This window comes from Streptomyces sp. NPDC003393, from assembly GCF_053589015.1.
The window spans coordinates 18,970-40,170 of record NZ_JBSFRB010000039.1 but is presented as its reverse complement, the minus strand read 5'-3'; the positions used below and the strand labels follow the sequence as shown (position 1 = coordinate 40,170).

The window sequence follows — 21,201 nt, the reverse complement described above, 5'->3', positions numbered from 1 at the left end:
CCATCGTCGAATTACTCAGTGCCCTGATTAATTACGGAAGGGGTGCGCTGCACGGTATGGACAGGGTGGTCGCCGCGCCGGCCCGGATGACCGCGACCGGTGTCCGCGCCCTCGAGCGGCACGCCGTCGGACTCGCTCCGGCCGAGGCGGCCGACCGCACCCCGGCCGAGGCCGGCCGGACCTCCGCGCGGCTCGCCGGCACCGCCGCCCACCAGCCCGCCCGCGAGGGCTCGGCACCGGCGTCGCCACCCTTCGCATCAGCGTCGGCCGGGGCCCCGTCCTCGTCCTCGAACGCCAAGGAAGCGCCAGGTACCCCATGACCCTCACGCAACACGACATCGACCAGGAGATCGCGGCCGAGCACGCCGCGTACGAGAAGCGCCTCGCCGAAGGCGCGCCGGTCGAGCACCACCCGCGCCGCGACTACGCGCCCTACCGGTCCTCCGTGCTCCGCCACCCCAAGCAGCCGCTGGTCGCCATCGACACCGGCAAGGACCCCGAGCTGGTCGAGCTGTCTTCGCCCGCCTTCGGCGAGCGGGACATCACCGGGATCGACAACGACCTCACCCGGCAGCACACCGGCGAACCCGTCGGCGAGCGGATCACCGTCTCCGGCCGGCTGCTGGACCGTGCCGGGCGTCCCGTGCGGGGCCAGCTCATCGAGATCTGGCAGGCCAACTCCGCCGGCCGCTACGCCCACCAGCGCGAGCAGCACGACGCCCCACTCGATCCCAACTTCAGCGGTGTGGGCCGCACCCTGACCGACGCGGACGGCTGCTACCGGTTCACCACCATCCAGCCGGGCCCGTACCCGTGGCGCAACCACGTCAACGCCTGGCGTCCGGCGCACATCCACTTCTCGGTCTTCGGTTCGGCGTTCACCCAGCGGCTGGTGACGCAGATGTACTTCCCGAACGACCCCCTCTTCCCCTACGACCCGATCCTGCAGTCCGTCACCGACGACGCCGCCCGCCAGCGCCTGGTCGCCACCTACGACCACAGCCTGTCGGTGCCGGAGTTCTCGCTCGGCTACCACTGGGACATCGTGCTGGACGGCCCGCACGCCACCTGGATCGAAGAAGGACGCTGACCGCCATGACGAAGATCGACACCAGCGGCCCGGAGGGCGTGCCGCCCACGCCGTCGCACACCGTGGGCCCCTTCTACGGCTACGCGCTCCCGTTCCCCGGCGGCGAGGAGATCGCCCCCCTGGGCCACCCGGACACGATCACCGTGCACGGGTACGTGTACGACGGTGAGGGGCGGCCCCTGCCCGACGCGCTGCTGGAGGTGTGGGGTCCCGGCCCGGACGGCGAGCTGCCGGCCGTCGACGGCTCGATGCGGCGCGACCCGGCCTCCGGCGGTTTCCTCGGCCGCAACGGCGTGGAGTTCACCGGCTTCGGGCGTATCCAGACCGACTCCGACGGCCACTGGTACGTCCGGACGCTGCGGCCCGGGGCGCGCGGCAGCAACGCCCCTTACCTCAGCCTGTGCGTGTTCGCGCGCGGCCTGCTCGTGCACCTGTTCACCCGGATCTATCTGCCGGGCGACGCGGCGACGGCGGCCGACCCGCTGCTCTCCCGGCTGGACGAGCAGCGACGCGGCACGTTGATCGCCGGGGACGAGGGCAACGGGACCTACCGTTTCGACATCCGCCTTCAGGGCGAGGGCGAGACGGTCTTCCTGGAGTTCCAGTGACATCACCAGCACCACCGGCATCGTCCGCCGACGACGACGCCGGACTGCTCGGGCCCGGCTGGGCCGCCTCCGCCGCCGCGTCCGCGACGGGCGACACCGCCTTTCTGCGGGCGCTGCTCGACGCCGAGGCCGCCCTCACCCGGGCGCAGGCCGTGCTCGGTCTGGCCCCGGCCGAGGCGGCGGACGAGGTTTCCCGGGCGGCCGACCCGGCCCGCTTCGACGTGCGCGCGCTCGCCCGGCGCGCACACGCGGGCGGCAACCCGGTGATCCCGCTGGTCGCCGAGCTGACCCGGGCCGTGGGCGAGGAGTACGGCTCCTACGTGCACCGCGGCGCGACCAGCCAGGACATCATGGACACCGCGACGATGCTGGTGGCCGTGCGCGCCCTGGACACCGTCCTCGCCGACCTGGCCCGCACCGAGGCGGCACTGGCCCGGCTGGCCCGCACGCACCGCGACACGGTGATGCCCGGCCGGACGCTGACCCAGCACGCCGTGCCGACCACGTTCGGTCTGAAGGCGGCCGGCTGGCGGTCCCTGGTGCTCGACGCCCGGGACCGGGTCAGCCGGGTGCGGGAGACGCTGCCCGCCCAACTCGGCGGCGCGGCGGGGACACTGGCGGCCTTCACCGCGTACGGCGCCGACGACGCGACGGCGCTCCCGGCGGCGTACGCCCGGGAACTGGGCCTGCGCGCACCGCTGCTGCCCTGGCACACGCTGCGCACCCCCGTGGCCGACCTCGCCGGATGCCTCGCCTTCACGGCCGGGGCACTGGGGAAGGCGGCGGCGGACGTGCTGGTGCTCTCCCGTACGGAGATCGCCGAACTGGCGGAGGGCAGCGGCGGCGGCTCCTCCGCCATGCCCCACAAGGCGAACCCGGTGCGCGCCACCCTGATCGCGGCGGCCGCCCGGCGCGCCCCGCAGCTCGCTGCCACGCTGTACGGCTCGCTCGCGGCGGAGGACGAGCGCCCGGCGGGCGCCTGGCACGCCGAGTGGGAGCCGCTGCGCGATCTGCTGCGACTGGTGGGCGGCGCGGCCCGGGACGCGGCGGAGCTGGCCGAGGGGCTGCGGGTGGACGCCGATGCCATGCGCGCCCATCTCGGCCTGACCCACGGGCTGATCGTCTCCGAGCGGCTGTCGGCCGAGCTGGCCCCCTTGCTCGGCCGCGCCCGCGCCAAGGAGCTGCTCGCCGAACTCGCCGGCCGCACCCGCACGGAAGGCCGCGATCTCGGGGAACTGCTCGCCGGACAGCCGGAGTCGAAGGACCTCGACCTCGGCCGGACCACCGACCCCGCCCGCTACACGGGCTCCGCCGGAGCCCTCACCGACCGCGCCCTGGAGCGACCGTGACCCTGCACCACCTTGCCGAAGGCCCCACGAGTACTCCCCCGCTGCTGCTCGGGCCGTCGCTCGGCACCTCGTACCGGCTGTGGGACAAGGTCGCCCCGGAGCTGGCGGTCTCGCACCGGGTGGTGCGCTGGGACCTGCCGGGGCACGGCGGTTCGGCGGCCGGCCTGGTCGGTGCGGGCGCGACCGTCGGGGACCTCGCCGCACTGGTGCTCCGGCTCGCGGACCGACTCGGGATCGAGCGGTTCGCCTACGCGGGGGTGTCCCTGGGCGGTGCGGTGGGGCTGCACCTGGCCGTACACCACCCCGAGCGGGTGGCGTCCCTGGCGGTGATCTGCTCGTCCGCGCACTTCGGTGGTGAGAAGGCGTGGCGGGAGCGCGCCGAGCGGGTCCGGCGGGAGGGGCTGGAGTGGCTGGTGGCGAGCGCCGACTCCCGGTGGTTCGCGGGCGACTTCACCGTGCCGGAGCTGGTCCGGGACCACCGGGAGGCCGACCCGGAGGCGTACGCCGCCTGCTGCGACGCGCTGGCCGCGTTCGACCTGACCGACCGGCTGGACCGGATCGGCGCGCCCACGCTGCTGATCGCCGGCCGCGAGGATCCGGCCACGCCCCCCGCGCATCTGCGGCAGATCGCGGACGCGGTGCCGGGCGCGGCGCTGGTGGAGATCCCGGGGGCGTCCCACCTGGCGCCCGCCCAGTGCCCGGAGGCCGTCCTGGCCGCGCTGCGCACCCACCTGGGCGGTGCGCCGCGGCGGGGCATGGAGGTGCGGCGGGAGGTGCTCGGCGACGCGCACGTGGACCGGGCACAGGCCCGGCAGACCCCGTTCACGGCCCGCTTCCAGGACTTCATCACCCGCTACGCGTGGGGCGAGATCTGGGCCGATCCGACGCTCAGCCGCCGTGAGCGCAGCATGATCACCATGACGGCGATGGTCGCGCACGGCCACTACGACGAACTGGCGATGCATGTACGGGCGGCGCGCCGCAACGGGCTCACACCGGAGGAGATCGGCGCCGTGCTGCTGCAGAGCGCCGTGTACTGCGGGGTCCCGGCGGCGAACTCGGCGTTCGCGGTGGCCCGGCGGGTGCTGGACGAGGAGTCCGCGGAGTCCGAGGAGTCCGCGGTCTCCGGAACGGCCGGGGAGTCGGAGGTGTCCGGCGAAGGGTGACCCTGCTGGTCGTACCCGCGACGGCAGCACCCGTGCCGGCGGTGGGTGTGCCTACGGTGGGGGCATGTCCACTGTTCTGATCACCGGCGCCACCTCCGGTCTCGGCCGGTATGTCGCCTTCGAACTGGTCCGCTCCGGGCACGTCGTCCTCGCTCACGGGCGCGACCCGGGCCGCACCGAGCGGCTGGTCGAGGAGCTGCGCGCCGAGGGCGAGGCGGCGGGGTTCTTCGCCGACCTCGCCTCTCTGGCGCGGGTGCGCGAACTGGGGGCCGAGGTCGCACAGGCGTACCCCGGACTGGACGTGCTGGTCAACAACGCGGGCGTCGGCACCGGAGAGCCGGGCTCGGCACGCGAGGTCAGCGCCGACGGGCACGAGTTGCGCCTGGCGGTGAACTACCTCGCGCCCGTCGTGCTGACCCGGTCGCTGCTGCCGGTGCTGCGCGGGAACGCACCGGCCCGGATCGTGAACGTCGGGTCGGCCGGCCAGGAGCCCCTCGACTTCGCCGATCCCGAACTGACCCGCGGCTACAGCGGTGTGGCCGCCTACTGCCGCAGCAAGTTCGCGCTGGCCGCCCACACCTTCGCCCTCGCCGAGGAGCTGGCGGGCACCGGTGTCACGGTGAACGTGCTGCACCCGGCGACATACATGGACACGTCCATGGTGCGGGCGGCCGGCATCGAGCCCCGGAACACGGTCGCCGACGGCGCGCGCGGCGTCCTGGCGCTGGTGACGAAGGATCTGGGTTCGGGCCGCTACTTCGACGGCGCACGTCCGGCGCGGGCGCACGAGGCCGCCTACGACCCCGGGGTGCGGGAACGCCTGGCGGCGGTGACCGAGCAGCTGCTCGGTCTGTGACCTGGGGGTCGCTATCGCAGCCCGCGGCCCGACTCCAGCACCTCGCGGGCCTGGGTCACCAGTCCGTCCGCGCCGCAGGAGCGCGCCAGCGCCAGTCCGCGTTCGAGTTCGGCCACCGATCGGGAGGCGATGCCGTACTCGACGCGGGCGGCGGCGTGTTCGTACTGGCACGGGGAGGCCTCGAGGTAGGTGACCGCCTGGGCGGCCAGGCGGACGGCGCGCTGCCCGGTCTCCAGGGCGGCGGCGCAGCGCAGTGCCTCGCCTATCGCGGTGTCGGTGCCGAACCGCTCGGCCTGCCGGCGGATGTCGGCGGCGAGCCGGGCGGCCCGCGCCGGGTCCTCGGCGGCGAGGACGCGGGCGAGGTCCGCCGCCCAGGGCACCATCACCGGGTTGTGGTGGCCGCGCAGGGCCGCCGCCTTCTCGGCGGCCTCCAGTTCGTTGACACCGTCCTTGGTGCGGCCCACGGCGAGCAGGAGTCTGCCGCGGACGCTGCGCGGGTCCGGGATCACGATCGTGGACGGGTAGGGCGGGGCGAACCCGTACCGCTCGGCGACCTCCCAGGCCTCCTCGGCGTGGCCGCGGGCGAGCAGCGTGTCGACGAGGTTGCAGGTGGCGGTCCAGTACAGGGGGAGCCCGCGGCCGACCCGTTCGGCGAGCCGCAGTGACTCGCGCAGGGCGGCCTCCGCCTCCCTGAGCCTGCCGCGCCTGCGGTGGCCGAGGCCCACGTAGGCGTGTGCGAGGGCGAGGTGGCCGCCGCTCCAGCCCGCGGTCTCGTAGGCGCGCAATGCCTCGTTGTAGAGGGTCTCGGCCCGGTCGAGACGGTCGCTGTAGGCGTACGCGCTGGCGAGCATCAGCAGCAGTTCGATGCCCCACTCGGTGTCGGTCCAGCCCAGTCCGGGAGCGAGTCGGCCGTTGACGAGGGCGCGGTCGCACAGTTCGGCGACCTCCTCGGCGTTCTCGCCGCGGCTCATGGCGTCGAAGCCGCGCAGGATGAGCAGGGCCCGCTCGGAGTTGTCGCGTCCGGTGCAGCCGGCGGCGAGTTCGGCGAGGTGCTCGGAGCGGCCCGGCGAGATCGTCTCGCCGGCGTGCAGTCCTTCCCACATGTACTGCACGGCGTGCAGACGCAGCCGGGTCGGTCCCGGCGCGTGGCGGGCGGCCTCGGCCTCGACCGTGCGGACGGCCTCCTCCAGCTGGTTGTTGTGGAGCAGGGCCTGGGAGAGGCGCCATACGGCGTCGACCCGGGTGTCGCCGTCCAGGCCGGGCATGCTCAGGGCCTGCTGGAGGTGCTCGATGGTGGTGGCGGGGGCGGTCAGGAGGGTGGCGCAGCCCAGTTCGTAGAGGACGCGGGCGTGGACGTCGGGGGTGGGCGGTTCCAGCAGGGCCCGCTCCAGGCAGCGGCGGGCCGCGCCGGGGGCGCCGACGGCGAGGTGTTCGCGGGCGGCCTTGCGCAGCTGTTCGACGAGTTCCTCGTCGTCGTCCGGGTGGACCTGGAGCAGGTGCCTCGAGGCCGCCGCCGCACCGAACCCGGAGTCGGTGACGACCTGGGCGGCGATGCCGTGCATGGCGGTGCGCAGGGCGTCCGGGATGGAGTCGTAGACCGCGGTGGCGATGAGCGGGTGGACGAACTCCAGTTCCGCCTCGCCGGCGCGGACGGTCGCCGGGTCGGGTTCGGTGAGGATGCGGGCGCCGCGCAGCAGGTCGGCGCAGCGCAGCGCGTCGTCGCGGTTCATGGTGGCGAGCCGGGCGACGAGGTCCACGGAGATGCCGGTGCCCAGGATGGCGGCGGCCCAGGCGAACCGGGTGGCGTCGATGCCGAGTTCCTCAAGGCGTGCGACGAGTCCGCCGCCGCGGGCCGCGCGGTTCAGGTCGCGCAGTTCTCCGGCGCGCGCCTCGACCGGTTCGAGTTCGCTGTCGCGGACCTTGGCCAGGAGCTCGACGGTTTCGTAGGGGTTGCCGCCGGTGACGGCCCACACCTCGCGACAGAACGGGGCGTCCACGTGCGGGCCGAGGGCGTCGCGGGTGAGGCCGGCGGTGGCCTCGGGGGTCAGGGCGTTCAGGGTGCTCACGCCGGCCGCGGCGGCGACCGCGTCCAGCCACTGGGCGCTGCGCCCGCTCACCTCGCCGGGCCTGCGGGTCACCACGAGCAGGACGGACAGGTCGTCGAGGCGTTCGGCGAACCCGGCGAGCCAGCGCAGGGTCTCCTCGTCGGCCCAGTGGGCGTCGTCGATCAGCAGCACCAGGGGCCAGTCACGCTTGGCCAGCCGGCGCACCGCGGCGACCAGGCCGTCGCACACCCCCTGCGGGTCCGCCTGCCGGTCGCCGGGTTCCGCTATGCCGAGGGCGGGCCCGGCGATGCTGTACCAGTCGCCGAGGTACTCGCGTGCCTCCTCCGGCATCAGTGTGATCAGGGCGGGTTGCAGCAACTGCCGTACCACGTTGAAGGGGACGGCCCGGAGGATCTCGCCGCCGCGCGCCGACCAGACGGTGCAGCCGCGCTTCTCGGCGATCCGCCGGGTCTCGGCCAGCAGGGCGGTCTTGCCGAGTCCGGCCTCGCCCTGGAAGACGAGCAGTCCTCCGGTGGACGAGCGGTCGGAGCACAGTGTGTCCACCGCGCGCCGGACGGCGGTGACTTCCTCGTCGCGCTCCCACAGGGGAGCCGAGGCGGTCGCACCCGACCGTGCCTCCGTCATCCCGCTACCTCCCCAAGTCGCCCGAACGACGTACGGCTTACGAGCCTAGTCCCCGGGCCGCCGCCGCGGAGGCCGGACGGAACACCTGTTGCCATGTCGGGTGACCCACGGCACGGCCGGGCGACGCACCGCCCCCGCGACCTGCGGGCACGGGGGGCTCCCTGTCACCAATCAGCCGTCAACGGCCGTGCCCCGCACGGACTTTCGCAGCGTTCCGTCCCCGGTCGCGGCGGTCCCGACCGACTCCGACGCCGGTCCGGTCCGCGCCCCGGACACCCGGCGCCCGCCGCGACCCGGGTCCGCAGCCGCCCGCTCACCGGCTTCGCGACGGTCACGGTCCGGCACACGGCCCACGCACCGGCTCTCACGACGGTCACGGTCCGGCGGACACCCCACGCGTCCGGGCCTCGCGGCGGGCACGGTTTCGAGGGGGCGGCCCTCTCATCCGGCTTTCACCGAGGCCTCATACGGTGGGGGCATGACGCAGGTGACTCCCCCCGGGTGGTACCCCGACCCGGGGCAGACAAGTGACGGTCCCGCCACCGAGCGCTGGTGGGACGGTAAGGCATGGACGGACCGGACCCGCCCCGCCGGGTCGGGCACCGTATGGGGGCCGCCGACACAGCCGTCCGCGGCCGAGCCCGGGTACGCGGGACAGCCGGGCCGGAACCAGCAACCGGGACAGCCGGTGCCCCACGGCCATCCGGTGTACCCCGGGTACCCGGTGCATCCGGGGTATCCCGGCTACCCGGTGCAGCCGCCGGCGCGGCGGCGCGGGGTGCGCACGGGTGTCGCCGTGGTGCTGGCCGCGGCGGTGCTGGCGAGCATCGGGGTCGGGGTGTACGCGCTGAGCAACGACGACGGCGCGAGCGGGAACCGGGCCGGTTCGCACCAGGGACAGGGCGGCTCGGGCGGCCGGGAGGGGTCCGGCGGCGGGGGCGGACCGTTCGGCGGCCCCGGCGGGGACGGCGGCCGGGGCGGCTCCGGCGGGGACGGGGACTCGGGCGGCTCCGGCGGCGGCCGGTCCCAGCCGCCGAAGATCCGGAGCGGGTCGGTCGGCGACCGCGCCAGCGGCATCAGCCTGCCCATACCCGACGGCTGGTACGGCCGGCAGCTCGGCGTGGGCGCCCAGGTCACCTCGGACGACGCCTACAAGTGCCCCGGCGACACCAGCGCCACCTGCACCAAGGGCGGCGCGTACTCGGCACCCGCGCTGCTGCTCGGGACCCGGGGCGAGACGGCGGAGGAGGTCGCCAAGGCCGACATCGCGGCGAACGCCGAGAAGTCCTACGGCGGCAAGTCCTACGGCGCGATCACCTCGCACCAGGTGCTGGCGTCCAAGGCGGTGACCGTGGCCGGCCGGAAGGGCTACCTGGTGCGCTGGAAGGCGGTCACCGCGAAGGGCTCGGACGGGTATGTGGAGTCCCTGGTCTTCCCGTCCCCGGCGGACTCCCGCCGGCTGGTCGTGGTCCGCTTCGGCGTGGACGTCTCCGAGCAGCAGTCCGTGATCGACGACATCACCCGGGGCATCACGGTGTACTCGGGCGGGGGCAACGGCCAGAACGTCTGATCCGGCCGGATGTTCGCCGGCCGGGTGGCGTCCCTGTCCGCTCAAGAGGGACACCACCCGGCCGGGGGTGCGCGCCGCCCCCGTCCCCACGGTGCGGCGCGATCAGGTCACCGTCCAGTCATCCCGTGGACGGCGGCCTGAGTCATGGCGCGAGGCCGAGTGCCGGCAGCACGGCGGCCTCCACGAATCGGACCAGATAGTCCGGGTCGGCGTACTCCCCCTCCAGCACGGGCCGGATGCGCTGGACGCCGAACATCTGCGCGGGCACGTACTCCAGCGCCGGGTTGTCGGCGCGGACCTCACCGCGTTCGACCCCGCGCCGCAGGATCTCCCGCAGCGCCGCGAGCTCCGGCTCGACCAGCGTCTCGCGCAGCGCCTGCTTCAGTTCCCGGTCCTGCAGCATCGCGTGACCGAGCGCCTGCAGCAGCCGGGTGTCGTTGCCCGACCACTCGCCCGCGGCGCGCGCCGCCTGCCGCAGGTCCTCGGCGAGCGAGCCGCTGTCGATGCCCGTGAACCGGGGGCACCGGTTGGCGCGCAGCGCGGCCACGACGAACTGCGGCTTGTTGCGCCACTGCCGGTAGAGCGTGGACTTGCTGCACCGGGTGCTGGCGGCCACGCCCTCCATGGTGACGGCGTCGTAGCCGCACTCGCGGATCTGATCGAGGACGGCGTCGAAGAACTCCCGCTCACGCTCGGGCGTGATCTTGGAGCGGCGCGAGGAGGTGACCGTCTCCGGTCCGTCCGCGGCCTGCGACGTCATCACTCTTCTCCTCGCTCGTGGTCCCAGCGGCACTCGGGCCGCTCTCCAGTGTGGCGCTCAAGTGTGAGGCGTTCGATCGATACGTCAGTGTACCGGTACCGAATCGTATCGGTACACTCACGTATCGGTACACTTGCGTATCGGTACGTCACCGTATCGATGTGCGGAACAGCCGCACACACGCACACCGTCAGCAAGGGGACCGGGGCATGAATTCCCGAACCGAGGCGGCCGCGGTGGGTCCCGACCGGACCACCCGGCCTCCGCTCGTGCGCGAGTTGCTGCTCGTCACGGGTCTGTTCCTCGTCTACAAGCTGGGCCGGCAGCTCGCCGCGGACCACACCGGCGAGGCGTTCCGCAACGCCGACCACGTGTGGGACCTGGAGCGGGCCTCCCACCTGCCCGGCGAGGGCTCGGTCCAGTCCCTGCTGCTGCACGGCCACACCGTCGTGCACCTCGCGAACACCTACTACGCGACCGTGCACTTCCCGGCCACCGCGGGCCTGCTCGTCTGGCTCTATCTGCGCCGTCCGGAGCACTACGTCTGGACGCGCCGCGTGCTCGCCGCCGTGACGGCCGCGGCCCTGGTGCTGCACCTGACGTTCCCGCTGGCCCCGCCGCGCATGCTCGCCGAGGCGGGACTGATCGACACCGCGCGCGTCTTCGGCCCCTCGGTGTACGGACCGCCGAAGGCGGACCACCTCTCCAACCAGTTCGCGGCGATGCCCTCGCTGCACTTCGGCTGGGCGCTCATGGTGGCGATCACCCTCATCGTCGCCACCACCTCCCGATGGCGCCTGCTGTGGCTGCTGCACCCGCTGCTCACCCTGCTGGTGATCGTGGGCACCGCGAACCACTACTGGCTCGACGCGGTGGCGGCGACGGCGTTGCTCGCCCTGGCCCTCACGGTGATACCGCTACCGCTCCACCCGGTGGCCGGCGCCGCCGGTCGGTGCCGGCGGACGTCCGCACCGGCCGAGCAGAACACCCTGGTGGGGGCGGCCCGATGAGCGCCGCCCTGCTCGCCGTGGTCCTCTCGCTGTTCTCGGCCGTCGCCTACGCCGCGGCGGCGGTCGCCCAGGAGCGGCTCGCCGCGCGTACGAGGGGCTCGGGCATGCTGCGGCTGCTGTGCTCGGGCGCGTGGTGGTGGGCCGTGGCGCTGAACGGATCGGCTGCGCTGCTGCACGTCGTGGCCCTCAGGTACGGGCCGCTGACCGTGGTCCAGCCGCTCGGCGCGCTCACCCTGGTGGCCGCCGTGCCGATGGGTGCGCGCCTGGCGGGCCGGCGGGTCGCGGCGGCCGAGTGGCGCGGCACGGCGCTCACTCTGCTGGGACTGGGCGGGCTGCTCGTGGCGGCGTCCGGGCCCGCACCCGAACGAGTGCTGAGTCCGGTCGAGGCGCTGACGGTCGCGGGCGCCACCGCCGTCCTCATCGGCGCCCTGTCCCGGCCGGGAACCCGACCGGGTCTGCGGCACGCGACGGCGTCCGGGGTCGCCTCCGGTGTGGCCTCCGCGCTCACCCAGACCGTGACCGTCGCCGCCACCGACCACTCCGGGCCGCTGCTCAGCGGGCGCGTGATCATCGTCGCACTGCTGGTCGCGGCCTTCGCGACGAGCGGGCTGCTGCTGGCGCAGACCGCCTACCAGGGCGGTCTGGGAGCCCCGCTGGCGGTGGTGACGCTGGCCAACCCGGTGGCGGCCGCACTGATCGGGCTCACCCTGCTCGGGCAGGGACTGCACGGCGGCGCGAGCGGGGTGCTGCTCGCGCTGGCGGGAGCCGGGCTCGCCTCCTGGGGGGTCGTGGCGCTCACCCGGGCGACCCCTCACCCCGCGCCGACCGGACCGCCGTACCCTGAGCCCGGCCGTACCGGGCCCGGTCGGCACGACGGCCACGAGGCGCACCCCGTGGCCGCCGTCCTGGCCCTGGAGCCGGAGTCGGCGTCCCGGGAACCGGCCCTGCTGCCCCGGCGCTCCAGGACGCGCCGGTCCCGGTCCGGGCCGGGACACCTCACGCGCCTGTGACGACCGGACCGTCGGCGCGCCAGGAGTCCACGCCTCTACTAGGGCCTTTCGTCAGCCCAGACCACGCGAGTCCTGCTTGAGCGCGGTGTCGACGGTCAGCGCCGTCGCCACCACCAGGCTCAGCAGCGGTTCGGGCAGCTGGTAGTGGATCTGCAGGACGTAGTTGTCGGCGGTGGTGAACATCGTCTTGGCCAGGCCCTCCCAGGTCTTGGTGATCCGGGCGACCTCGTTGTCGGCGTGGTCGACGATCGCGAAGTTCCAGGCGCGCCAGTTCTCCGCCTTGATCGCGCCGATCTGCTGCCCGCCCGCGTTCATCGCGAAGTTGATCTTGCCGAAGACGTTCTGCTGGACGATCTCGCCGACCTGCGAGCCGTCGGGGCGGGAGACGATCACCCGCGACTTGAAGACCTTCGCGGGCCGGGTGAGCAGCAGCTGCGGCTGACCGTAGCCGTCCCGGATCTCCAGCTTGTGCGTCATGAACTGGTCGAGGCTGGAGACGAAGCGCAGGATCTTCTTCAGCGCGTTCTGCCCGACTTCGGTGACCGCGCCGATCTGGTTGCCGTTCTGGTCGAAGACCTTGTACTCGTTGGTCAGCTCGATGAGCTTGGCCTTCTGGTTCACCACGAGCACCGGCTCGCTGAACAGCGTGCCGCCGCCGGCGCCGGTCGGTGCGACGCCGGCCTGCTGCTGCACCTGCTGTTGTACGCGCGCGTCGGGCGCGGGGGCCGCGGGGGCCTGCGCGCCCGCGTGAGTGTGCTGGGTCCACTGCGTGCCGTCCCAGTAACGGAGCGTCTGCGCCGCCCCGTGCGGGTCCGGGTACCAGCCTGCAGGTGTGTTCGAATGCGTGGTCACCCGCGCACAGTACCGCGACCTGGCTTGAAATCAACCGTCGCCCGCCCCCGCCTCAGCCGGTCGCGATCGCCGGATCGCTCACCCCGGGACGCCCGTTCTCGACATGTCCGGCGAACCGCCGCACGAACGCCGGGTCCGCCTCCGAGACGACGGTGAGGTCGTACCAGCGCCCGCTCTCGCCGAGCTTGTAGCGGCGCCGCACCCGGGCGCCCGGCCGCACGCTCACCGTCGCCGCGCTTCCGCCGTAGCCGCTGGTCACCCGCAGACGGACCGTGCCCCTGCCCCCGTTGGTGAAGGTCAGCTCGACGTCGTCGTCGCCGTGCCGTGCGGTGACCTCGGGTCCGGCCGCCCCGCCGGGACCCTTGAAGACCCGCAGGAAGCCGTTCGGGCCGTGCACGGTCAGGTCGTGAAGGCCGCCGGAGTACGCCGAGTTCCAGGTGTCGGAGACGGTCCTGCCCGCCTGCGTGGTGTACGTCCAGGGGCCGTCGGTGCGATGGCCGGAGGTGACCAGGAAGGCGGCCCCGGCCTGCGCGCCGGAGGCGAAGGTCAGGGTGAGCTTCCCAGCCGCCGGATCGACCGATCCGTCCACCAGGGGCGCGTACTTCAGGGGTCGGGTCGGCCGCCGGCCCCGCTCCTGCCGGGGCAAGGCGCCCCGGGCGGGCGGGGTCGGCACGTAGTCGGGGTGGCGGTCGCGGTCCGAGGGCTCGTAGCCGGCGGTGTCGGGCAGGGAGGCCGGGCGGGTGTCCTCGCGGGAGAAGTCGAAGGCGGAGGTCAGGTCCCCGCAGACGGCGCGCCGCCAGGGCGAGATGTTGGGCTCGTGCACCCCGAAGCGCCGCTCCATGAACCGGATGATCGAGGTGTGGTCGAAGGTCTCCGAGCAGACGTACCCGCCCTTGCTCCAGGGCGAGACCACGAGCATCGGCACACGCTGGCCGAGTCCGTAGGGGCCGGCGACCTGACCGGCGCCGCCCTCGAACAGGTCCAGGCCGGGGTCGACCGTGGACCTGCCCTGGCCGGCGGAGTCGGGCGGGAACGGCGGGACCATGTGGTCGAAGAAGCCGTCGTTCTCGTCGTAGGTGAGGAACAGGGCGGTCCTCGCCCACACCTCAGGCACGCTGGTGAGCGCGTCGATGACCTGGGCGACGTACCAGGCCCCGTAGTTGGCGGGCCAGTTCGGGTGCTCGGTGAAGGCCTCGGGGGCGACGATCCAGGAGATCTGCGGGAGCTTTCCGCCCCTGACATCGGCCCGCAGCCGGTCGAAGTAGCCCTCGCCCCGGCGGGCGTCGGTGCCGGTGCGGGCCTTGTCGTACAGGGGGTCCCCCGGCTTCGCGTCGCGGTAGCGGTCGAAGTACAGCAGGGAGTTGTCACCGTAGTTGCCGCGGTAGGCGTCCGGGATCCATCCCCAGCTCCCGGCCGCGTCGAGGCCGTCGCCGACGTCCTGGTAGATCTTCCAGGACACGCCCGCCTTCTCCAGGCGTTCGGGGTACGTCGTCCAGCCGTACCCGGCCTCGTCGTTGCCGAGGACGGGACCGCCGCCCCGGCCGTCGTTGCCGGTGTGCCCCGACCACATGTAGTAGCGGTTGGGGTCGGTGGAGCCGATGAGCGAGCAGTGGTAGGCGTCGCACACGGTGAAGGCGTCGGCGAGCGCGTAGTGGAACGGGATGTCGTCACGGGTCAGGTACGCCATGGTCGTGGTCCCCTTGGCCGGGACCCACCTGTCGTAGCGGCCCTGGGCGAAGGCGGCGTGCCCGTCGTTCCAGCCGTGCGGAAGGTCCTGGAGAAAGGCCAGGCCCAGGTCGTCGGCGGCGGGGCGGAAGGGCAGGACCTCCCTGCCGTCGCCGTCCGTCTGATGCCAGACGCTCGTGCCGTTCGGCCAGGTGACCGGGCGCGGGTCGCCGAAGCCGCGGACGCCTCGGAGGGTGCCGAAGTAGTGATCGAAAGAACGGTTCTCCTGCATGAGGACGACGATGTGCTCGACGTCCTCGATCGACCCCGTGCGACGGTTCGCCGGCAGCGCGGCGGCACGCTGGATGCTGTTGGAGAGCGCGGTGAACGCCGTCGTGGCGCCCGCGATCCGCAGGAAGCGGCGCCGGTTGACTTCGGGCGTGCGGGAGGGCATGGGCGGGAGTCCTCTCATCCTGACGTGCGGATGGCCGGAACAGACGGAATACGCGCGCAGCGAGTGTTCCAAGCGCACCGAACATGACGGAAGGGTGCGATGTCGCCCGCGTGAAAGAAGCGAGTACGCGAGGTGCCGCCTCCCGGGCGGGCGGCAGGACTGAGCGTCCAGGCGATCGGTCTTCGTGGACCTCGGCTGAGCACGGGTGGAGGCGGAACGGTGGAGTTCGACGGCAGGGCAGGCAGCGGGGCTACACCCGGCTCCCGGTCGCCGTGTCCGCCGACAGCCGCTGGGCGACGTAGATCGGCACCACGGAGAGCAGGATCAGAACGGCGGCCACGACATTGACCACCGGGGCCTGTTGCGGCCGGGTCATGTTGTCGAAGATCCAGATGGGCAGCGTCTCGACGCCGGGCCCCGCGGTGAAGGTGGTGACCACGATCTCGTCGAAGGACAGGGCGAACGCGAGCAGGGCGCCCGCGAACAGTGCGGAGCGCACCAGCGGGAAGGTGACGTCGGCGAAGGCGCGGAAGGTGTCGGCCCCGAGGTCCATGGCCGCCTCCTCGTAGGAGCGGGAGGTGCGGCGCAGCCGGGCGACCACGTTGTTGAAGACGACGACGATGCAGAAGGTGGCGTGCCCGACGACCACGGTGAACAGTCCGAGTCCGACCCCGAGCGGCCGAAGCACCGTGGAGAACGCGGAGTTGAGGGCGATGCCGGTGACGATCCCGGGCAGGGCGATGGGCAGCACGACCACGAAGGAGACGGTGCCGCGGCCGAAGAAGCGGTGCCGGGCGACGGCGAACGCGATGAGCGTGCCGAGCACCAGGGCGACGGCGGTGGCGCCGAGGCCCGCGCGCACCGAGGTCCACAGGGCGTCGCGGGCGCCGGAGTTGTGCCAGGCCACCGACCACCAGTGCGCGGTCAGCCCCGGGGGCGGCCAGCTCGCGCTCCGGTCCGGGTTCAGCGAGTTGACGAGCACCAGCAGCAGCGGCACGTAGATCACTGCGAAGCCGAACCCGGCGGCGACGCGCAGCGCGATGCGCGCGGAACGGGAAAGGTGCATGGCGACACACCCCCTAGAGGCTGCTCAGAGCGCCGGTGCGGCGCATCGCGAGCAGGTACAGGACGACGACCACCACCGGGACCGTGCCGAGAGCGGCGGCCATGGGGAGGTTGAGTTCGATGTTGGAGTAGACGAGGTTGCCGATCAGCTGGGTCTTGCCGCCGACGATCTGCACGGTGATGTAGTCGCCGAGGCTGAGTGAGAAGGTGAAGATCGAGCCGGCGGCGAGCGACGGCAGCACCATCGGCAGCACGACCGAGCGGAAGGTGCGTCCGGGACGCGCCCCGAGGTCGGCGGACGCGTCGAGCAGAGCGGCGGGCAACTGCTCCAGCGCGGTGTGGATCGGCAGGATCATGTACGGCAGCCAGAGGTACGTCAGGGTGAGGACGGCGGCCGGGAGGCCGAAGCCGGGGCCGCTCAGCCCGAACGGCTCCAGCATCCAGTCGGCGAGCCCGCCCTGGGACAGGATCAACCGCCAGGCGTACACCTTGACCAGGTAACTCGCCCACAGCGGGGTGAGGATCGCCACCACGAGCAGCGGGCGCCACCTGGGCCGGGCGACGCGCGCGGTGTAGAACGCGAGCGGGAAGGCGATCACCGCGCACAGGGCGGTGACGGCGAGCGCCACTCCGATGCTGCGCAGGATCACCTGGCGGTAGACCGGCGTACCGAACAGTTCGCGGAAGTTGTCGGTCGACCAGACCTTCACCACCTCGGAGGTGAAGGAGTCCGTCGTCCAGAACGCCGAGACGAACAGCACGGCCAGCGAGCCGAGGTAGAGCACCGCCAGCCACAGCAGCGGCGCGGTCAGCAGCAGGGACAGCCGGAGGCGGGGGCGCCGGTGCAGCGCCCCCGCGGTCCGCGTCAGCAGGCTCATGCTCAGCCCTTGATCTCGGTCCAGGCCTGCACCCACTTGGCGTACGGCACGCACGTGACGTCCGTGCGGCCGTCGAGGCACTGCTCGATGGGTGTGTTCCAGAAGGCGATGTGCTTCCAGTAGCCCTCGTCGGCGGCGTGATAGGTCGCGCAGAAGTTCTTGTCGCTGGTGTGCGCGCACGCCTTGGAGTTGGCCGGGGCCTCGCCGAAGTACTCGGCGACCTCGGCGTTGACCTTCGGCGAGATGATCCAGTTCATCCACTGGTAGGCACAGTTGGGATGCTTGGCCTTGGCATAGATCATCCAGGTGTCGGACCAGCCGGTGGATCCCTCCTTCGGCACGAACGCCTTGACCTCGGCGCCCTCGGAGGCGGCGAGGTTGGCGATGACCTGCCAGGTGGTGCCGACCACGGAGTCGCCGCTCTTGAAGGCGGAGACCTCCTTGAGATAGTCGCTCCAGTACTCGCCGACGTCCGCGTTCTGCTTCTTCAGCAGGGCCACGGCCGCGTCGAACTGCTTCTGGTCCAGCGCGTAGGGGTCCTTGATCTTCAACTCGGGCCTGGTCGCCTTGAGGTACAGCGCCGCGTCGGCGATGTAGATCGGGGAGTCGTAGGCGGTGACGTGGCCCTTGTACGCGGCCGCGTCGTCGAAGACCGCGGACCAGGAGGTGGGGGCGGGCTTGACCTTCTGCGTGTTGTACATCAGCAGGTTGGCGCCGCGGCCGTGCGGGATCCCGTACATCGTGCCGTTGACGGAGTTCCAGCCACCGTTCTTCAGGCCGCTGAAGACGTCCTTGTAGTTCGGTACGAGATCGGTGTTGACCGGGGCCGCGTCGCCGGACGCGATCAGACGCAGGGAGGCGTCGCCGGAGGCGGAGACGGCGTCGTACTCCCCGGTCTTCATCAGCTTGACCATCTCGTCGGAGCTGGCGGCGACCTTGGAGTGCACCTGACAGCCCGTTCGCTTCTGGAAGTCGGTGACCCAGTCGGCCTTGGGGCCGTTGGAGCCGTTCTCGACGTAGCCGGCCCAGGCGATCAGGTTGACCTGGCCCTCGGAGGTGCCGAGCTTCGTCGGCGCCTTGAGGTCGGGCGGGTTGAGTCCGGTGGCGGAGGAGCCGCCCCCGGAGGAGCCGCAGGCGGTGGCGGCGAGCAGGAGCGCGGTGACCGCGGCCGCTGCCTGGAGGGTTCGGGTGAGGCGCACGACGTTCTCCATACGTTGGGGGGATCAGTCGGGAACGTGGACGGTGTGGCGTCGGTGCCAGGTGAGGCGGACCCGGGCGCCGCGGTAGGCGGCGACGTCCTCGGCGGAGCTCTCCAGGTTCTGCTGGAGCGCGGTGAGACGGCCGCCGGCGTCGAGGTCGACGAGGAAGCGGGTGGTGTCGCCGAGGTAGACGACGTCGGCGACGGTGCCCGTGGCGGTGGCGTGCTCGGGTTCGTCGACGATGGCGGCCTCCTTCAGGACGCGGATCTTCTCCGGCCGGATGCTGTGGGTGCCGCCGGTGCCGAGCACGCGCCGCGCGACATCGTCCCGGAGCAGGTTGGAGGTGCCGACGAAGGAGGCGACGAACGAGGTGGCGGGGCGTTCGTAGATCTCGGCGGGGGTGCCGACCTGTTCCAGGCGGCCCTGGTGGAAGACGGCGATGCGGTCGCTCATCGTCAGCGCCTCCTCCTGGTCGTGGGTGACGAAGACGAAGGTGATGCCGACCTCGCGCTGGATCGCCTTGAGTTCGAGCTGCATCTGCTCGCGCAGCTTCAGGTCGAGGGCCCCGAGCGGCTCGTCGAGCAGGAGCAGGCGAGGGCGGCCGACAAGGGCGCGGGCGAGGGCGACACGTTGCCGCTGGCCGCCGGAGAGCTGGGCGGGGCGGCGCCTTCCGTGTCCGTCGAGGCGGACCTCGGCGAGGGCCTTGCGGGCCCGCACCAGCCGTTCGGCCTTGGGCACCTTGCGGATCTTCAGGGCGTAGGCGACGTTCTGCTCGACCGTCATGTGCGGGAAGAGGGCGTAGTCCTGGAAGACCGTGTGGACGTCCCGTTCGAAGGGGGCGAGCCCGGTGACGTCCTGTCCGGCGAGTTCCACGCGGCCCTCGGTGGGGGCCTCGAATCCCGCGATCAGCCGCAGGACGGTGGTCTTGCCGGAGCCGGACGGGCCGAGCATCGAGAAGAACTCCCCGTCCCGTATCTCCAGATCGACCCCGGCCACCGCGGTCGTCTCCCCGAACGTCTTGCGCAGAGCTTGCAGTCGGACCGCAATCCCCTCCATGCGGGAACCTTTCTGGCGCTCATGAACGTTGCTCGGAAACATATGAAGTCATAGTTCAAGGTTCAAGACCGCCTCAGCGCAAAGCTTGGGTCAATAGGCAGGGTGGTGGCCGTGAAGCAACGACACGTCGGGAGCGGGGCGGGGGGCATGAGCGGTGACGGCGGCACGGGCGCGCTGCGCGTGGGCGGCCTGAGCGCCGGCGGTCTGCGCAGCGAGCGGGGCGGGCCGGGTGAAGTCGGCGCGCGCAGGACCGTGTTCGCCCCGGTGGAGCGGCGGGCCCGGGTGGACGCGGTGGTCCGCCGGATCGGTGACGCCATAGAGCTGGGTCTGCTGGCCGACGGCGAGCAGCTGCCCGGCGAGAGCGAACTGGCCGGACAGCTCGGGGTGTCCACGGTGACCCTGCGGGAAGCGCTGATGGCGCTGCGGCAGCAGGGGCTGGTGACCACCCGGCGCGGGCGCGGCGGCGGCAGTTTCGTCTCGCTGCCCGGGCGGCCCGGCCGGGCCCGGCTGATGACCCGGCTGCGCGGCTGGAGCACCGAGGAGCTGCGCGATCTCGGCGACCACTGGGCCGCGCTGTCGGGTGCGTCGGCGCGCCTCGCGGCGGACCGTACGGAACCGGAGGACCTACGTCAACTGAACCGCTCGGTCGACGAGTTCACCGACGCGCCCGACGCGGCGGCGCGCGGCCGGGTCCACGGACGCTTCCACGTCGAGCTGGCGGCGGCCGCGCAGTCCGCCCGGCTCACCCGGGAGCAGGTCGCCCTGCAGACCGAGGTGGGCGCGCTGCTGTGCCTCGTGCTCGGGGACGACGAATATCGTGAAGAAGTCGCAGACCGGTACCGCGCCGTCGTCCGCGCCGTGCAGGATGGGGCCCGTGACGCGGCCCGTACGCTGGCCGAGCGGTGCGTGGAGGAGTCGGCGGCGCGACTCGTCGCCCTCCGGCTCACGTTGTAGGGCCCCCGCGCGTGCGCCGGCGCCCGCCGCAAGGGCGGGGCGGGCGGGACTACGGCGACGGGCCCGGACCGCACCGCGTCTCGTCCCGTCCGCTGGAGGGCGCCATGAGCACGATCCCGGCACTCGCCGGAGCGCCGGCCGCGGCACACGGCGCGTACGCCGCCGACCGCGTGGCCGCGCAGGTGGGGCGCGCCCTGGACGCGGTCTTCGAGGCCGTCGCCGAGACCGCGTCCGAGACGGCGGCGCTGCTGACGCGGGTGGCCGCCGAGAAGCGCCGGCCCGCGACCGCCGATCTGGCCGCGTTACGGCCGGGGCTCCATCTGCGGCTGATGCGCCAGGAGTTGGTCTCGGGGATCGGCTTCATCGCCGCGCCGGGACTGCTGGCCGACGTGCCCGCCTGGCTGGAGTGGTGGCAGAGCACCGGTGAGGGTGACGTACGGCCGCTGCTGCTCGACCTGGATCCAGGGCGGTCGGCGTACGCGGACTACACGCACTGGGACTGGTTCGCGCTGCCCCGTGACACCGGGCGACGGGCGGTGGCCGGGCCCTACGTCGACTACCTGTGCTCCGACGAGTACAGCCTGACGCTGTCGGCGCCGGTCGAGGTGGCGGGTCGCTTCGCCGGAGTGGCCGCGGCCGACGTGTACCTGCGCCACTTCGAGACGGCGGTGCTGCCCCTGCTGCGGGAGTTGCCCGGGCCCGCGTACCTGGTGAACGCCCGGGGGCGGGTGGCCGCCTCCGCCGACCCGGCACATTTGGCCGGATCCCTCACTCGGGGGCCCGACTTCGGCGCCGTCCTGGAGCGGGCGCGTCCCACTGCCCGGGGCGAGGTGGGGCTCGTGCCGTGCCGTCCCGTGCCCCTGGTGCTCGTGGTGGGCCCGGCCCTCGGGTCCGCGACGAGCGGGGCGGCGGGGGGCGGGGATGTGGCGCGCGGTGCGGCGGCGAGCGGGACGTAGCGGACGAGGAGGT

At 72.9% G+C, this 21,201-nt stretch carries 19 protein-coding genes; 11 read left to right on the top strand and 8 right to left on the bottom strand.

Features of this window, described 5'->3' with window-relative positions; all coding sequences use genetic code 11:
- Positions 1–56: 56 nt before the first annotated feature.
- The 6 genes from ACWDUZ_RS29825 (at position 57) to ACWDUZ_RS29800 (ending at position 5,069) form a co-directional block, all read left to right on the top strand.
- Positions 57–320: a hypothetical protein gene (locus ACWDUZ_RS29825; protein WP_451634903.1), complete on the top strand. Its 264-nt coding sequence runs from the start codon at positions 57–59 to the stop codon at positions 318–320.
- Entirely contained in the window at positions 317–1,090 is a 774-nt protein-coding gene (gene pcaH / locus ACWDUZ_RS29820) for a protocatechuate 3,4-dioxygenase subunit beta (RefSeq protein WP_451634902.1), read from the top strand. Before ACWDUZ_RS29825 ends, pcaH begins: the two co-directional genes overlap by 4 nt.
- A 5-nt stretch (positions 1,091–1,095) precedes the next feature.
- Positions 1,096–1,698: a protocatechuate 3,4-dioxygenase subunit alpha gene (gene pcaG, locus ACWDUZ_RS29815; protein WP_451634901.1), complete on the top strand. Its 603-nt coding sequence runs from the start codon at positions 1,096–1,098 to the stop codon at positions 1,696–1,698.
- Entirely contained in the window at positions 1,695–3,047 is a 1,353-nt protein-coding gene (gene pcaB, locus ACWDUZ_RS29810; protein ID WP_451634900.1) for a 3-carboxy-cis,cis-muconate cycloisomerase, read from the top strand. The genes pcaG and pcaB overlap by 4 nt, the downstream gene beginning before the upstream one ends.
- Positions 3,044–4,213 (top strand): bifunctional 3-oxoadipate enol-lactonase/4-carboxymuconolactone decarboxylase PcaDC, encoded by a 1,170-nt coding sequence (gene pcaDC, locus ACWDUZ_RS29805; RefSeq protein WP_451634899.1) that lies wholly within the window; start codon positions 3,044–3,046, stop codon positions 4,211–4,213. The genes pcaB and pcaDC overlap by 4 nt, the downstream gene beginning before the upstream one ends.
- Before the next feature lie 64 nt (positions 4,214–4,277).
- Positions 4,278–5,069, top strand: a complete 792-nt coding sequence (locus ACWDUZ_RS29800; RefSeq protein WP_451634898.1) for an SDR family NAD(P)-dependent oxidoreductase — start codon at positions 4,278–4,280, stop codon at positions 5,067–5,069.
- A gap of 11 nt (positions 5,070–5,080) precedes the next feature.
- Here the strand turns inward: ACWDUZ_RS29800 and ACWDUZ_RS29795 are convergent, their stop codons facing one another.
- Positions 5,081–7,759, bottom strand: coding sequence for an ATP-binding protein (locus ACWDUZ_RS29795; protein WP_451634897.1), 2,679 nt, complete (start codon positions 7,757–7,759; stop codon positions 5,081–5,083).
- Between the two features lie 478 nt (positions 7,760–8,237).
- Here ACWDUZ_RS29795 and ACWDUZ_RS29790 point away from each other — a divergent pair, with 478 nt between their 5' ends.
- Positions 8,238–9,329, top strand: a complete 1,092-nt coding sequence (locus ACWDUZ_RS29790; protein WP_451634896.1) for a DUF2510 domain-containing protein — start codon at positions 8,238–8,240, stop codon at positions 9,327–9,329.
- A gap of 142 nt (positions 9,330–9,471) precedes the next feature.
- On the opposite strand, the gene ACWDUZ_RS29785 is transcribed toward ACWDUZ_RS29790, so the two are convergent.
- Positions 9,472–10,089: a TetR/AcrR family transcriptional regulator gene (locus tag ACWDUZ_RS29785; protein WP_451634895.1), complete on the bottom strand. Its 618-nt coding sequence runs from the start codon at positions 10,087–10,089 to the stop codon at positions 9,472–9,474.
- A 209-nt stretch (positions 10,090–10,298) separates the two neighbouring features.
- Between ACWDUZ_RS29785 and ACWDUZ_RS29780 the strand changes: the two genes are divergently transcribed.
- Together ACWDUZ_RS29780 and ACWDUZ_RS29775 are read left to right on the top strand one after the other, a co-directional pair.
- The gene (locus ACWDUZ_RS29780) at positions 10,299–11,099 is read left to right on the top strand and encodes a phosphatase PAP2 family protein (RefSeq protein ID WP_451634894.1); all 801 of its coding nucleotides are present in this window, start codon (positions 10,299–10,301) and stop codon (positions 11,097–11,099) included.
- Positions 11,096–12,109 carry a hypothetical protein gene (locus ACWDUZ_RS29775; RefSeq protein ID WP_451634893.1) on the top strand — a complete coding sequence of 338 codons (1,014 nt, stop codon included), beginning with the start codon at positions 11,096–11,098 and terminating at the stop codon, positions 12,107–12,109. The genes ACWDUZ_RS29780 and ACWDUZ_RS29775 overlap by 4 nt, the downstream gene beginning before the upstream one ends.
- Before the next feature lie 51 nt (positions 12,110–12,160).
- Here the strand turns inward: ACWDUZ_RS29775 and ACWDUZ_RS29770 are convergent, their stop codons facing one another.
- The 6 genes from ACWDUZ_RS29770 to ACWDUZ_RS29745 form a co-directional block, all read right to left on the bottom strand.
- Positions 12,161–12,961, bottom strand: coding sequence for a phospholipid scramblase-related protein (locus tag ACWDUZ_RS29770; protein WP_451634892.1), 801 nt, complete (start codon positions 12,959–12,961; stop codon positions 12,161–12,163).
- A 52-nt stretch (positions 12,962–13,013) separates the two neighbouring features.
- Complete coding sequence (locus tag ACWDUZ_RS29765; RefSeq protein WP_451634891.1) at positions 13,014–15,080, bottom strand: phosphocholine-specific phospholipase C; 2,067 nt, start codon at positions 15,078–15,080, stop codon at positions 13,014–13,016.
- Between the two features lie 250 nt (positions 15,081–15,330).
- Complete coding sequence (locus ACWDUZ_RS29760; RefSeq protein ID WP_451634890.1) at positions 15,331–16,146, bottom strand: ABC transporter permease; 816 nt, start codon at positions 16,144–16,146, stop codon at positions 15,331–15,333.
- Positions 16,147–16,159: 13 nt separating this feature from the next.
- On the bottom strand, positions 16,160–17,023 hold the full coding sequence (locus tag ACWDUZ_RS29755; RefSeq protein WP_451634889.1) for an ABC transporter permease: 864 nt from the start codon (positions 17,021–17,023) through the stop codon (positions 16,160–16,162).
- A gap of 2 nt (positions 17,024–17,025) precedes the next feature.
- Positions 17,026–18,222: an ABC transporter substrate-binding protein gene (locus ACWDUZ_RS29750; protein WP_451634888.1), complete on the bottom strand. Its 1,197-nt coding sequence runs from the start codon at positions 18,220–18,222 to the stop codon at positions 17,026–17,028.
- Between the two features lie 24 nt (positions 18,223–18,246).
- Positions 18,247–19,278 (bottom strand): ABC transporter ATP-binding protein, encoded by a 1,032-nt coding sequence (locus ACWDUZ_RS29745; protein ID WP_451634887.1) that lies wholly within the window; start codon positions 19,276–19,278, stop codon positions 18,247–18,249.
- 147 nt (positions 19,279–19,425) lie between these two features.
- Between ACWDUZ_RS29745 and ACWDUZ_RS29740 the strand changes: the two genes are divergently transcribed.
- Complete coding sequence (locus tag ACWDUZ_RS29740; RefSeq protein WP_451634886.1) at positions 19,426–20,232, top strand: FadR/GntR family transcriptional regulator; 807 nt, start codon at positions 19,426–19,428, stop codon at positions 20,230–20,232.
- A 104-nt stretch (positions 20,233–20,336) separates the two neighbouring features.
- Positions 20,337–21,188 (top strand): cache domain-containing protein, encoded by an 852-nt coding sequence (locus ACWDUZ_RS29735; protein WP_451634885.1) that lies wholly within the window; start codon positions 20,337–20,339, stop codon positions 21,186–21,188.
- The last annotated feature ends 13 nt before the right edge of the window (positions 21,189–21,201 follow it).

Coding starts and splice junctions, on each gene's coding strand:
- ACWDUZ_RS29790 (WP_451634896.1), top strand. CDS start 8,238: ATGACGCAGGTGACTCCCCCCGGGTGGTACCCCGACCCGGGGCAGACA.
- ACWDUZ_RS29775 (WP_451634893.1), top strand. CDS start 11,096: ATGAGCGCCGCCCTGCTCGCCGTGGTCCTCTCGCTGTTCTCGGCCGTC.
- pcaG (WP_451634901.1), top strand. CDS start 1,096: ATGACGAAGATCGACACCAGCGGCCCGGAGGGCGTGCCGCCCACGCCG.
- ACWDUZ_RS29825 (WP_451634903.1), top strand. CDS start 57: ATGGACAGGGTGGTCGCCGCGCCGGCCCGGATGACCGCGACCGGTGTC.
- ACWDUZ_RS29765 (WP_451634891.1), bottom strand. CDS start 15,080: ATGCCCTCCCGCACGCCCGAAGTCAACCGGCGCCGCTTCCTGCGGATC.
- ACWDUZ_RS29795 (WP_451634897.1), bottom strand. CDS start 7,759: ATGACGGAGGCACGGTCGGGTGCGACCGCCTCGGCTCCCCTGTGGGAG.
- ACWDUZ_RS29760 (WP_451634890.1), bottom strand. CDS start 16,146: ATGCACCTTTCCCGTTCCGCGCGCATCGCGCTGCGCGTCGCCGCCGGG.
- ACWDUZ_RS29755 (WP_451634889.1), bottom strand. CDS start 17,023: ATGAGCCTGCTGACGCGGACCGCGGGGGCGCTGCACCGGCGCCCCCGC.
- ACWDUZ_RS29735 (WP_451634885.1), top strand. CDS start 20,337: ATGAGCACGATCCCGGCACTCGCCGGAGCGCCGGCCGCGGCACACGGC.
- ACWDUZ_RS29740 (WP_451634886.1), top strand. CDS start 19,426: ATGAGCGGTGACGGCGGCACGGGCGCGCTGCGCGTGGGCGGCCTGAGC.
- ACWDUZ_RS29745 (WP_451634887.1), bottom strand. CDS start 19,278: ATGGAGGGGATTGCGGTCCGACTGCAAGCTCTGCGCAAGACGTTCGGG.
- ACWDUZ_RS29800 (WP_451634898.1), top strand. CDS start 4,278: ATGTCCACTGTTCTGATCACCGGCGCCACCTCCGGTCTCGGCCGGTAT.
- pcaH (WP_451634902.1), top strand. CDS start 317: ATGACCCTCACGCAACACGACATCGACCAGGAGATCGCGGCCGAGCAC.
- ACWDUZ_RS29785 (WP_451634895.1), bottom strand. CDS start 10,089: ATGACGTCGCAGGCCGCGGACGGACCGGAGACGGTCACCTCCTCGCGC.
- ACWDUZ_RS29780 (WP_451634894.1), top strand. CDS start 10,299: ATGAATTCCCGAACCGAGGCGGCCGCGGTGGGTCCCGACCGGACCACC.